Annotated in this window: 15 protein-coding genes; 2 read left to right on the plus strand and 13 right to left on the minus strand. The window is 56.3% G+C overall.

All coding sequences use genetic code 11. The features are described from left to right. Positions 1–66 precede the first annotated feature (66 nt). From ACR0AH_RS15925 to ACR0AH_RS15935, 3 genes are read right to left on the minus strand one after another with little or no spacing between them, the layout of a single operon-like run. On the minus strand, positions 67–1,173 hold the full coding sequence (locus tag ACR0AH_RS15925; protein WP_480592718.1) for a mandelate racemase/muconate lactonizing enzyme family protein: 1,107 nt from the start codon (positions 1,171–1,173) through the stop codon (positions 67–69). A 25-nt stretch (positions 1,174–1,198) separates the two neighbouring features. After that, entirely contained in the window at positions 1,199–1,777 is a 579-nt protein-coding gene (locus ACR0AH_RS15930; protein ID WP_170646670.1) for a dimethylsulfonioproprionate lyase family protein, read from the minus strand. Further along, positions 1,774–2,856, minus strand: coding sequence for an alcohol dehydrogenase family protein (locus tag ACR0AH_RS15935; protein WP_480592720.1), 1,083 nt, complete (start codon positions 2,854–2,856; stop codon positions 1,774–1,776). Before ACR0AH_RS15935 ends, ACR0AH_RS15930 begins: the two co-directional genes overlap by 4 nt. A 130-nt stretch (positions 2,857–2,986) precedes the next feature. On the opposite strand from ACR0AH_RS15935, the gene ACR0AH_RS15940 reads away from it, so the two are divergent. Next, positions 2,987–3,874, plus strand: coding sequence for a MurR/RpiR family transcriptional regulator (locus ACR0AH_RS15940; RefSeq protein WP_170392553.1), 888 nt, complete (start codon positions 2,987–2,989; stop codon positions 3,872–3,874). A 28-nt stretch (positions 3,875–3,902) separates the two neighbouring features. Here the strand turns inward: ACR0AH_RS15940 and ACR0AH_RS15945 are convergent, their stop codons facing one another. Beyond that, entirely contained in the window at positions 3,903–4,643 is a 741-nt protein-coding gene (locus tag ACR0AH_RS15945) for an SDR family oxidoreductase (RefSeq protein ID WP_480592723.1), read from the minus strand. Positions 4,644–4,680: 37 nt separating this feature from the next. Continuing rightward, complete coding sequence (locus ACR0AH_RS15950; RefSeq protein ID WP_480592726.1) at positions 4,681–5,676, minus strand: quinone oxidoreductase family protein; 996 nt, start codon at positions 5,674–5,676, stop codon at positions 4,681–4,683. A gap of 91 nt (positions 5,677–5,767) precedes the next feature. On the opposite strand from ACR0AH_RS15950, the gene ACR0AH_RS15955 reads away from it, so the two are divergent. Next, positions 5,768–6,604, plus strand: a complete 837-nt coding sequence (locus ACR0AH_RS15955; protein ID WP_480592728.1) for a LysR family transcriptional regulator — start codon at positions 5,768–5,770, stop codon at positions 6,602–6,604. 3 nt (positions 6,605–6,607) lie between these two features. Here ACR0AH_RS15955 and ACR0AH_RS15960 read toward each other — a convergent pair whose 3' ends face one another. From ACR0AH_RS15960 to ACR0AH_RS15995, 8 genes are all read right to left on the minus strand, one after another. Then, positions 6,608–7,300, minus strand: coding sequence for an SDR family NAD(P)-dependent oxidoreductase (locus tag ACR0AH_RS15960; protein ID WP_480592730.1), 693 nt, complete (start codon positions 7,298–7,300; stop codon positions 6,608–6,610). Positions 7,301–7,411: 111 nt separating this feature from the next. Beyond that, entirely contained in the window at positions 7,412–7,918 is a 507-nt protein-coding gene (locus tag ACR0AH_RS15965; protein WP_480592732.1) for a nuclear transport factor 2 family protein, read from the minus strand. Between the two features lie 53 nt (positions 7,919–7,971). Continuing rightward, entirely contained in the window at positions 7,972–8,466 is a 495-nt protein-coding gene (locus ACR0AH_RS15970; RefSeq protein WP_480592735.1) for a nuclear transport factor 2 family protein, read from the minus strand. Positions 8,467–8,524: 58 nt separating this feature from the next. Further along, positions 8,525–9,478 (minus strand): alpha/beta hydrolase, encoded by a 954-nt coding sequence (locus ACR0AH_RS15975; RefSeq protein WP_480592737.1) that lies wholly within the window; start codon positions 9,476–9,478, stop codon positions 8,525–8,527. A 113-nt stretch (positions 9,479–9,591) separates the two neighbouring features. Next, complete coding sequence (locus tag ACR0AH_RS15980; protein ID WP_480592739.1) at positions 9,592–10,479, minus strand: helix-turn-helix transcriptional regulator; 888 nt, start codon at positions 10,477–10,479, stop codon at positions 9,592–9,594. 155 nt (positions 10,480–10,634) lie between these two features. Further along, positions 10,635–11,051, minus strand: coding sequence for a universal stress protein (locus ACR0AH_RS15985; protein WP_480592741.1), 417 nt, complete (start codon positions 11,049–11,051; stop codon positions 10,635–10,637). A 209-nt stretch (positions 11,052–11,260) separates the two neighbouring features. Beyond that, a complete protein-coding gene (locus tag ACR0AH_RS15990; protein WP_170392544.1) occupies positions 11,261–12,439 on the minus strand; it encodes a UxaA family hydrolase in 1,179 nt (392 codons plus the stop codon). A gap of 12 nt (positions 12,440–12,451) precedes the next feature. Further along, on the minus strand, positions 12,452–12,757 hold the full coding sequence (locus ACR0AH_RS15995) for a UxaA family hydrolase (RefSeq protein WP_170392543.1): 306 nt from the start codon (positions 12,755–12,757) through the stop codon (positions 12,452–12,454). Positions 12,758–12,761: the final 4 nt, after the last annotated feature.

The following is a 12,761-nucleotide window of genomic DNA, read 5'->3' on the forward strand; positions in this document are numbered from 1 at the left end:
TGGCGAAGCGGCAAGGTCAACCTCGGCAGATGACCGTCATCGAACTTGCACAAGAGGCGCGTATCGTTACCGGTAGATCGCCACAGGATCACCCAACGCATCTTCATCTGGGTGAACGCCAAGCCCCGGTGTTTCGGGTAGATGCAGGTGGCCATCCACGTTTCTCGGCCCACGCCCACCGGCGATATCGACGGTGATCATGTCCTGACAGGCCCAGACAGCATGGCAATTCGCATCCGGAATTGTCGCCGCCAGATGCAGCGCTTCGGTATCCGCCAGCACAGAACCACCGGTTGCCATTACAAACATGTCAATCCCATGCGCCAGCGCGACATCGCGCATTCGGGCCGCCTTGGTCAGCCCGCCGACCCGGTTGAGCTTGATGCCGAATATTTCGGCAATGCCATCGCGGGCTATGCGCGTCGCGTCCTGAAGGGTCACAAGGCTTTCATCAACGGAAACAGGCGAAGCATGTTTGCCTGAGATCGCGGCAATGTCATCCAGTGTTTCGCAAGGCTGTTCGATCATGACATTGAGGTCTTCGACCGCACTCATCACGCGTAATGCTTGCTGCCGCGACCAGCCGCGATTGACGTCATAGAGGATGATGTCTTCGGGATTGCGCAGGCTTTCCATGTCACGGATTCGGGCGATATCACGGGCCACATCGCCGCCGATTTTGACGGAATGGGCGATATAGCCGCGCTGCCGGTATCGTTCGATGACTGCGCGGGTTTCTTCGATTGTCTTGGCTCCTACGGAGGATGCGATTGGGCGCGGCGTACGCGACCCTCCCCCCATCAGATCAGCAATCGGAAGACCAGCAACCTGACCGGCTATGTCCCAGCACGCCATGTCAATCGGGCTTTTGGCGTAGAGATGCCCGGGTAAGGCCTGATCCATCGCGCGTTCAACATCCAGAACTCGCCGCGGGTCGAGGCCAAGAACAAACGGTGCCATCGTCTCGATCCCGGCCCGTATGCCGGGGCCGTGCGCGGGTACATAGGTATGCCCCCAGGGCGTACCTTCGCCCCAACCAACAAGCCCTTTGTCGGTTTCAATCTTGACCAGAGTCGCATCCAGCTTCTCAAACTTCAATCGCCCGCCTGACAGCCAGTATGGATGCTCCAATGGCAGGTCGATTTGAAAGACAGAAATCCCGGTAATTTTCATTTTGGTTTCACCTCGACGCAGTATGTCATGCGGCATCCATCCGAGGTAGATCATCCATTCCATCGCCCCGCCACAAGACAAAGGTTAGGATTGAATGATCGCTTGTCGTCATGGCGTGACTTTGCCAACTTTCATGCTGGCGGGTCTGGCCCGGCCCGACAAGCTGTGCATACCCTTCAACCTTAAAACAGGCTTTTCCAGCGAGCGTCAGGTATAGCTCTTCAGCCTGATGGCTGTGCCAGTCATACTGCAGACCTGCGCCCCAATAGGCGACATAACCGCGTAGTTGGGTCGAATGGAAATGCCCGCTGGGTCCGAACAGTTCGTAATACCCGTATCGAGACAAGAAATCCGCACCGACCTCGGATTCGGAATAGGTCAGTTTCCAGTGCGCTTGCTCAGCAGTTGCTGCAATAGCCGTAACCAATGCCTGTGTTTCGGGCGTACCGCTCAGACCAAATTTGCTGACAAGCCGGGTTGCCGGAATTTGTGCGGGTTGTAAGTCCGTTCTGAATAAATCTGTTGGCCAACCCCCAAAACCCGCCAAATCCGGGTGGTTCTGATGCAATCGCCTGGCAGCCAATAAAACATCATCCAACGTCATGGGATCACCACGATGTTTCCGGTGTGTTTCTTCGCGATGAAGGCGGTTTGTGCCTCATGCAATTGGCTTAGAGGGTAGGTTGCGGCCAGGGCCGGTTTTACTTCGCCCGCTTCGATATAACGTACAAGATTTTGCATTACTTCGGGGTCGATGACGGTCGAGCCTGTAAAGGTCAGATCGCGCAAGTAGAACGTCCGCAAATCGAACTCGACCATAGGGCCCGCGATGGCGCCCGAGCAGGTATAGCGTCCGCCGCGTTCAAGAATGCTGATAAGCTGCGGCCAGTATGACCCGCCCACCACGTCGGCAACGACCGTGATCTTTTCGTCTCCCAACGATTTGCGCAAATCATCGGGGGCGCGGGAAAGGATGACATCTGGACCCAAGAGGGCCACGTCGTCGTGCTTAACCTCCGACGCCATCGCGATGACCCGCGCATTTCGGCGCTTGGCCAGTTGAACCAGAGCGCCACCGACGCCGCCAGATGCGCCCGGAACAAGAACAGTGTCAGCCGCAGTGACCTTGGCGCGGGTCAGCATACCTTCGGCGGTTGAGTAGGAACAGGAGAAGGTTGCCAGCTCAGCATCTGAAAGTGTTGATTGGATGGCTATCGCATTGACGGCCGGGATCGTTGTGTATTCAGCAAAGCCGCCATCTCGCTCTGATCCGAAGTAGCCGGTTTTGTCCTTGTTCACCGGATCGGTCGGATCGCGCAACCAGCAATCGGTTATCACACGCTCGCCCAAGCGGTTTGGATCCACGCCGTCTCCAACTCCAACGATCTGCCCACAGACATCCGCCCCTTGAATGCGCGGAAAGGCCAGTGGCGCTCCGCCCCAGGTTGGGTCATCAGTGCCGACCTCTTCAAACGCGCCACCGGTGGTCGCATCGCTGACTGTTTTAGAATACCAGCCGGACCTAGTGTTTACGTCGGTATTGTTCAGGCCACAGGCACCGACCTTGATCAGAACTTCGCCCGGTTTGGGAGTGGGACAGGGCCAGTTTTCGTGCCAGATCATCTGATCCAGATCACCGTGCCCCATGGTGACCATCGCCTTCATTGTCTCGGATTGGGCCATGCGGCAAACTCCGTCGATGCACTTACGGTGACCTCAATCAAGCGCGGGAGTGAGCTGAAAGACATCGGTCCGACCCCCTGAGTCGATTTGGTCTCGACACCGTATGCAAACAAAAATACCATCGTCAATCATGAATGGGACAGATGTATCAAATTTAGTTTTGGAACGGCTGGCGGAAGAACTGTCTCAGTTGACACCCGAGGCACGCAAGGCTGCGACCTATGTGCTTGAGAACCCGCGCGACGTGGGCGTATCGACTGTACGCGAAATTGCTGAAGCCGCCAATGTGAAACCCAATACCATTGTCCGAATGGCGCGGCAGGTGGGGTTCGAAGGCTACGAAGATTTCCGGGTTCCCTTCCGCGAGGCGATCAGGCGCGGGCAGGCCGATTTCCCGGAGCGCGCGCGTTGGCTGCAGGATATTCGTAAGTCCGGCAATATGGGCGGGCTTTATGCGGATATGGTTCAGGACGCCCTGCGCAATGTCGAGGAGACGTTTGCCAATATCTCGTCCGAACAGCTGAAAGCCGCCGCTGAAGATATCTGGAATTCGCGTAACGTGTTCGTGCTGGGCGTTGGTGTGAACAATTCGAATGCGCGAAACTTTGTTTATCTGGCCTCGACGGGCATGGTGCAGTTTCATGCTATCCCGCGCGCCGGATCAAATCCGATTGACGATCTGGCATGGGCGGACAAACGCGATGTGCTAATTGCGATGACCTGCAAACCTTATCGGAATGAAGTGGTCGAGGCGGTGCAAGTTGCCCGAGAGCAGGGCATGACGGTGGTCGGTCTTTCTGACAGCCCAGCCAGCCCTGTTCTGCGCAATGCACAACACGGGTTCGTCATCTCGGCGGATACGCCGCAATTCTTCCCGTCATCAGTAAGTACTATCGCATTGCTCGAAACGCTTTTGTCCTTCGTCATTGCAGTGGCCAGCGACGAGATTGTCGAAAGAGTGGCGACCTTTCACAAGCGTCGCCATCAGCTAGGCCTATATCACGCGGAAGAGCCCTGATTGGATCAGGCCAATCCGCATTGGCCATTCAGCCACGCACCAGGTGACCTCCATCCACATCCAGCACAGCGCCTGTGAGATAGCCATTTGTCATTGCCATTATCACAGCTTGGGCGATGTCCTCTGCCTCACCAATGCGTCCGACGGGCAGGCTGTTACCAACCTGAGCGAACATGGCCTCGCGAGCCTCATTCGACATTGCCGCGTAAGCCTCGGTCGCAACCATTCCAGGGCTGATGCAGTTCACACGCGCACGGTTTGATAGCTCCGATGCCAACCCCTTGGACAGGGCTTCGACCGCCGCGTTCACGGCCCCAAGACCCGTTGCACCGGCAGAGGGTCGGCGGCTGAGGACGCCAGAAAAGAAGGTGATGGAGCCGCCTTCAGTCAAGACAGGCAAGACTTCACGCGCCGCCACATAGGGCCCGATAAATTTAGCCTCGAACATCGCGCGCAGGTCAGTGGTTGGCAATTCGGCGAAGGCCCCACGCGCTGCGCTTGAGGCAGAGATGACCAGATGATCTACTTTTTCAAGGCCGCTGGCCCAGGACTTCATGCCAGTTTCGTTGGTGGTATCGACCGGTGCGATCTGAACTCCGCCTCCGATGTCTGCCGCTGCTGCCTCCAGCTTGGCGAGACTCCGGCTGGCGATGGTGACTTTCGCACCAAGCGCCACCGCCAGCTTTGCGGTGGCCTTACCCATGCCGCTGCTGCCGCCAATGATAACAACGTGTTTGCCAATGAGGGCCGTTTCGAAAACCGAATTCATTGCTTTGGTTCCTTGCTTGTCGTTTCTGTTAAATGAGTCAATCGATGCTGAGCACCAATTTGCCGGTGGTTTCGCCCGCCTCTAGGCGGCGATGCGCTTCTGCAGCCTTGGCGATCGGGTATGCGGTGATCTGAGGACGCAGAATGCCAGTTTCCAACAGCTTGAATACCTTGGTCATGTCCGCGCCGAATGCAGTTGGTCGGTTGGAAAAATACGTGTAAATATCGCTGATCCGCACTGAGACAGATTTCTGGAAGTGTTTCGCCAGATCCTCGGCAAAATCGCCAGCTGGCGGCCCGGCAAGGAATCCGAAGAGCACAGCCGTTCCAAGGGGAGCCAGCGCATCAAGGTCTGATTTCAAGGAGTCACCGGAAACCGGATTCAACGTCAGATCAACACCGCGCCCACTTGTGATCTCTGACACCAGCGTGGCCACGTCCTGAGTACGATAGTCGATGACAAAATCTGCTCCTTGCGCCTGGGCGTATCCGACCTTTTCAGTGCTGACCGAAGCGATCACAGTCATGCCCAGATGCTTGGCGATGTGGAGGGCCATCGTGCCCACACCGCCTGCAGCCGCATGCACAAGTACGGATCTTCCGGCTGCCGCACCGCCCAGATTGACCAGCATGTGATAGGCCGTCATTGCGTTGACCGGGATTGCTGCTGCGGTTTCAAAGGCGATGGTATCGGCAATTTTGGTTACATAAGGTGCACCTATTACGGAATGCGTACCATAGCCGCCCGCACCAATCGGCCCCATCCATGCGACGCGATCACCCACTGCGAAACCAACGACATCTTCACCCGTCGCTTCGACGATTCCGGCACCTTCAACGCCGGGTACATGGGGCAGGTCTGGCATCATGCACTCTGGCATTTCGCCACGGCGAATAATCGTATCGATAAAATTTACCGCCCCGGCATGATTACGGATCAGGATTTCTCTGGCACCGGGCTGTGCGACAGCTTGGTCAACGCTTCGCAGAACTTCGGGCCCGCCAGTTTGGGTGATTTCTATCGCATACGGCATCATGCATCTCCTATTGTTTCGCAGAAGATATCGGTGACGCCATTTCGTGATAATAGTTGAATTCAGAAAGTATTATCACATAAATAGAATTATGATCTACAACGACCTTGGCCTGTTTACTGTTGTCGCCCACCACCTCAGCTTTTCCAAAGCTGCAGATCGGCTGGGTATTCCGCTTAGCAGGATTAGCCGCAGGATTGCCAAGTTAGAGGATCATCTGGGCGCTAAGCTATTCGAGCGCACGACAAGGCAGGTGCGCCTGACCGAAGAGGGGCGCCGTCTTCTGGATCGTTGTCAGGATCCGATTGAAGCGCTTCAGCGTGTTGCGGGTTTTACCGATGACACGCGGCACCACACGATCCGCATTACGGCCCCACCCTTGGCAGCTCGTACAACGATTGGGCCAAAGCTGGTGGATTTCGCCGAACAAAATCCTCAGGTCCAGCTTGAACTGACGACGACTAACATCATGCTGGATTTTTTCGCGGACAATATCGACCTCGCCTTTCGGGTCGGTCCGCTTGCGGACTCCGGTCTTGTTGCCAAGCGGTTATGGTCAGTTCCATATTGTTTTTGCGCAGGGCAGGGCTTCATTCGAGAGCACGGGCTTTCGGGACCTTTGACGCGACCGAAGTTCCAGACTCTTCCTGCGCTGATAGCGGGTCAACTCTGGGTACTGGAAACGGGAGAGACGGTGAATCCAGCCCACATAGCCCATAATATTGGCGACCTTGATGTCATCGCACAGGCCGCTCGTCGTAATCTGGGGATAGCGATGTTGCCGAAGGATATGGTGGAGGGCGATCTGCGACGACTGGAAGTTGAGAATACTGTCCCGCTGACTCGAGACATGTATGCGGTTTATCCCAGCCGTCGCCTGTTGCCCGAGCGTGTCAGGAAACTGATCGATTTCATGGCGCCGGGATAAATCCTACCAATCAATTTGCACCCCATCCCGAAAGAAACCACCTGTTGGACCGTTTACGGGCAGTGTTGCAGCCCACACGACGCCCTTAGCCCCTTCGGGAACCGGGCGACCACCCCCGCCCATGTCAGTGGCGACCCAGCCGGGGCACACTGCGTTAACAAGGATGCCTTCGGGTTTCAAATCAGCCGCAGTCTTGATGGTCAGTGCATTGAGCGCTGTTTTCGAGATGCCATATCCGGGAGTGCTGGAAGACATGCCTGTCAGCGCTCCTGAGCCGGAAGACACGTTTACAATCCGGGCATCATGACCATTTTGAAGTAAGGGAACGGCCGAAATGGTTGTTGCCCAGGCTCCGAAGAAGTTGGTCTCGAAAGCACGACGCACGCGCACCAGGTCGGCGCTGAGCGCGTGCTGATCCGTGTCGTAGTCAACGCCTGCATTGTTTACCAGTATGTCGAGATATCCGTATTCGGAGTTGATCTTATCAAAGGCAGCGTTGACCGAGCTCTGATCGGACACGTCCAGTTGCAAGGCCTTAGCTCCATGCCCAATCTCTTCGGTCGTGGCTTGTCCCTTTTGCGGGTCGCGCGATGCTACCAAAACAAATAATCCATGATCGCGGGCCAGTTGTAGGGCGACTTCTTTGCCGATGCCTCGATTGGCTCCGGTCACAAGTGCGATACGTTGTTCGGTCATGAGGTTTCCTTTGAATTTTCGTCAGTTAACCGAAAGCAAAGCCTAATAGTGAGATTGCCAACATCGCTCTGGCAAGGCAGCCGGCGCGCAACGATGCAGCGTTAACTGATGTCAGTTGGCCCCGGCCCCGCGTTCACCGGCGAGGGCGACGAGACCACGGTCGCCGGTTTCCCAATGAGCGGTCATTGTCATCGCTGTTACAACCCAGCGGTCACCTGTTTTTTCCAGCACATAGTCATAACGGCCGCCCAATACCCATAGGCCATCGTCAAGCCGGTGGGTAGCGGTGAAATCAGCCTGCGCCGTCGCGGCGGTTTCTGAAACTGAGGTGATTGCGTGGTTGGTCACCATGTGATGCGTGCTGTCGAACCCGGGCAGGAAGGCGGCCCAGCCCGCAACAAGTTCGTCAGCGGGTTGGGTTGCCGGGTCTCCACCCCAAAGGCTGGTGTAGTCAATGGTGACGTGATCGGCGAAGGCATCCCTTACACGGGTCCAATCATGCCGGTCTGCGCCTGCAGCGATATCCGTTAGGGTGCGGGTGATGTCGGTTTGATCGGCCAATGCAGGGCCTCCAATCATTGTTATGGCGGCGAGCATGGCGATGAGGGATCGTTTCATATCCGGGTCCTTTGTCAGAGTTGGAAAATGCAACGTACATTGCTGCGCCTGCTTCATTCATTAGCCAAGCGTTCAGGCACGGGCGCTAAGGTGTATTGCGACCAAAAAAACGTATTCGCCGCATCCTGATCGGCACTGAGATTGGTGGCCTCGACGATCTTGCCGTTCTCGATCCGGTAGACCAGAGCCCAGATGGTATCGACATTCGGCTTACCTTCGGCGTTGGACCAGCCTCGGTGAATATCTACAACATGGGTTTCATCCGCGCCAAAGTAGATCGGGTCAGCCTGAAACCCAGCTGCGCCCAACTGGGCGAAGAAGGCCAAAACTTCATCCCGACCGTTTTTGGTGCCGCTCAGCGGATGGCGGCCGGGAATGTGCCATTGTACGTCCTCGTCCATGACTGCGGCGATTCCATCAAGGTCGTTCGAGCCGTAAGCCGCAAAAAAGTTCTGAACCACTTTCATATTGTCTTCGGGGGTATCGGCCATTGCATTGCCTCCCATAACGGTCGCGACCGCGAGTGCTAGTTGAAGTTTTCGGTTCATCGGGGTCTCCAAGGGAATGAGGCGTCGGATAGCGAGGCCCGACGCCTGATCAGCAGGATCAATTATCCAATCCGGCGCGGAAGTGGTCGGCAACGGCGTCGGCCGCCCGTGTCACGTCCTCGGGGTTGTCGTAAAAATCGAACTGCGTGACATCCTCGAGCCACTGCGCAGTCGCGTCACCGGCAAATCCGGCAAGGAAGGTCTGCACGCCCTGCGGGATCGCTGCGCTTTCAGAGTGAACAATGGTCAGCGGTTTATCCAGCCGCTGTGGGTTGTCGGCGGAATGGTAGGTCAGCCAGCCTTCCCAGCCTGCATTGTTCCATTTGTCATCATATTCCGGGATCGCCCCACGGTCAGCCTCATAGTAGTAGCCACCGATCGGCATCAGCACGCCTTCGGCACCTTCTGGACCCGCGGCAGGAATGATCTGGCCCCCGGCGGCTTCGGCAGCCCGAGAGACTTGAAGCAAGCCGGCAACACCTTCTGCGCCGCCGTAGACGGCCTCAACAATTTCGGCGTTCTGCAGCCAGGGAGCAACCAAACCAAGTCGCTGAACCAGCGGGTTGCCCGAGACGGCATCGACCATATAACCCGCTGAGGCGCAGATACCCAGCCCATTGATGTGCTCGGCGTCCACTTCTGGCAGGGTCGCTATGAATTCGATCGCTGCCTTGATGTCCGAGGTCTTGGCTTCGGGGCTTTCGACAAAGCGCGCTTGGTTCGGCAGATCGCCGGATTTACCCCAGCCTCGGAAATCGAAGGTGAAGGCGGCAAATCCGCGTTCGGCCATTTCCCGGGCATAGTTCGCCGGCATCTGTTCTTGTACCGAGGTCCAGGCCCCTGTGACCACGACCGTTGGCAAAGGTGCATCGCCGCGTTCTTCGGGTAGGTACAGTGTGCCGGATAGGGTGGCACCTTCATTCTCAAAGGTGACAATGCGGGTTTCGACCTGTGCGACGGCAGCTGTCGAGGCCATTAAAGCCGCAGCGGTATTCAGAGCGAGGGTTTTCATCGCGATATCTCCCAAAGTCTGTCTGGATGGGCGCAAGCCCGATGACGAAAGAGATACGTTGCCGGAGGTTCACTTGATTGCACCGGACTGCTGTGTTTTTGAATGATCCTGCATCAAGCCATGTTGGCCGCGCGATAAGCCTTGGGGGTTTGTCCCACCACCTGTTTAAAGCTGCGCGTGAAATGAGCCTGATCGGAAAAGCCACATTCCAAAGCGATATCACCCAGAGGACGCTGCTGGTCCTGCATCATCTTCATCGCCTGTTCAATTCGGTAGGCCATGACATATTGCATCGGGGTCGTGCCCAACGTCTCTTTGAACATGCGTGCGAAGTGCGAAGGGCTCATTCCCGCCTCGGTCGCGAGTTGCTCAACGGTTATGGTCTGATCCAGCCGGTTCTGTACAAAGGTCAAAACGCGCTGGTAATGCCGGGATGTGAAGCGGGATGACAACTGAACATCTTCGATCCGGCGTTTTCCATATTTCTGGAGCAGTTTCACTAGGAATACGCGGCTCATGGCTTCGAACATCACGACTGAAGACATGTCGGTCGATTCCAATGCGTCGCGCAGTATAACGCCAGCCGTGCACAGATCAGGGTCCGAGAACTGCGGCAAATCCCGAAATTGCTGCGGGTCAAGCAGCATGCCCAGCTCGGACTGAGCAAAGCGTTCAACCTTAGCCGGGTCCAGCGTGATAACGATGACATCAGACGTCGCGTACCACTGCCAACCCGATCGCATACCAGCCGGAGTGACGATGATTTCATCCTTGTGAAACATGAAATCCCGCAACTCACCATCCCTCCAGTTCTGAACTCTGTGCGGAGTGGTCTGGAGATTGAGAAGCACGTGATGCTCTTTGAAAACATCCTCGGGCATCTGATCCGGCTCAGCCCGGAAATACCGAACGGACATCAACCCTGCAGCCGAAGGCCGCTCGATCGCATCGCTGTTTAGTAAAGGTTCCGAGGGGTAAATGTCCGCATATCTCGAAGGCAATCGTCGGCTCCCATAGTGTACCTGGGCAATTCTCGCTGGCGTCGATCGCACACGGTTGAAAACATCCAACAGGGGTGCGAACCCATGGAGTGGTGCCGTGGCCACCTGCTTCTCGCAACGCAGCCGTAGCGTTCGGGTCGACGCTTAGAGAATTTTCAAGATTGCGGTCGCTGAATCAAGACGGAACACGATGCCCGACGAGAAACACGTGCTGCCGTTGATCCGAGAAAATAGTCCATTGCCGATGGGTGACGCGCTCCGACAACAATCAAATCAGCGCCGATTTCCCGTGCGAACTCGGTAATGCGCAGCCCTGGCTTTCCCGTTTCTACCTGGCAGTTTATATCGGTCGCTTCTCCGGCGATCGACTTTAGGGTTCCCATGATTTTGTTGGTCAGATGGTTCTCGGATTTCACTGTCACGAATTCCGCCGTAAAACCCGGGATCTGTTCCAGAACTGTAAGTAGTGTGATCTTTCCGTCAGCTGCCAAAAGCTTGCGGGCAGTGGTGATTTTCTCAGCAACCAACTCTTCATGATCAATGGCAACGGGGATCAATATGGATTTATACATGTAAAGCACTCCCAGTGAGTTTCGGCGATGTCAACGAGCAGGGCTTGGTGCATCATAACTTGATAAGTACTTTCAGAATTAAAAGGTTCTGATCTGTTGCCCAGGACCCCGCCCTGCCTTAGTGGCCAAACACCTCGAGCCGCGCCCATTCTGGACCTCGGTTCAAGAGAAAGACGGCCACCGCATATGCGATGGCCGCCTTGAGGTTACTATGCGCTGCGATACAGTTTTGTCATCGAGAATTCCCGATGTCCCAGCGCCTCTGCCGCGGTGTTACGGCCGTTTGCTGTCCTGCGGATCATATCGATCAGAGCATCACCAGCCTGATCGATGGTTTGTTCGCGCCGCAAGATGCCTGAAACATCAACATCCACATGCTCGCCCATGGTGCGCACTGTACGCGGGTTCGCGGTGATCTTGATGACCGGAACGATCGGGTTGCCCACCACGTTGCCCTGACCTGTCGGGAAGGTATGGATCACAGCACCGCCCGCCGCCATCAGCGTCACACATTCCGCCGCAGCTGATGAACTGTCCATGAAGTAAAGGCCTTTGCCCGAGTTAGGTTGCTCGGCAGGTTCCAGAATGTCGATATATTGCGAAGTCCGGCCGATCTTTTCGAGGTTGCCAAGCGCCTTTTCCTCAATGGTGGTCAGGCCACCTTCGATGTTGCCCTTGGTTGGCTGACTGTCGCTGAGGTCATCGGTCTGATGGGCAAAGATTACATCGTCCTGATAGGCTTTCCACATCTTGTACCAGCGTTCGCCCACCTCTTCATTGATGGCCCGCTTCTGACAGATGTGTTCCGCCCCGGTGATTTCCGAGGTTTCACCGAAGAATCCGGTGATCCCTTCGGGTAGTAACTTATCGTACATGTTGCCAACGGTTGGGCAGGACCCCAGACCCGTTGTCGTGTCGCTTTCACCGCATTTGGTCGAAATCCAAAGCTCGTTGATCGAGCATTCCTCGCGCTGGACCTCGGTGGCCTTGTGGACAAAATCCTTGGCGGCCCATGAAGCGCGCCGGATGGTCTCGAAGTCACCGTTCTGTTCGATTGAGAACTCTGCCACGTCCTTGCCGGTCTCGCGGATGCCGTCGGCAATGCGTTTGGTCCAACCCGGCTCGATGCCGATCACCACCACCGAGTGGACATTCGGGTTGGCCCCTGTGCCAATCATGGTGCGGAAATGCAGCTCGAGGTCCTCGCCGAACTGAAGGCGGCCATAAGCATGTGGGATTGCCAGCGTGCCCTTGACGTTGTTGGCGACCGCCTCGCAGGCGGCGTTGGAAATGTCATCGACGGGCAGGATCAGCACGTGGTTGCGCACACCAACCCGGCCGTTTTCGCGCCGGTAGCCCATGACAGTCATGTTTGAATATTTGCTCATGGTATTAACCCCTTACCAGCGCTTGGTCTTGCAGTTTTGCGTGTGGACATGCCCGCCGCGTGGGATGTCAGCGATGATCTTGCCGATATCCTCACCATACTTGATCGCCGTATCGCCGTTCTTGAGGTCCGTGAGCGCGATCTTGTGGCCAATCGGAACATCCGCGCCTGCGGTCAGGCGAAAGGTCGAGTTGTCATGTGTAATACAGCACAGCATGTCGGTGCCTGCAGTCAGGCCTTCGACGACCACGACACCGACATTGTCTTCCTCTTCATGCACCAAAAGGTGCGGTATTTCATTTGGGGCTGGATTTGACATGAAG

The sequence above is a fragment of the Ruegeria sp. AM5 genome, assembly GCF_056540645.1.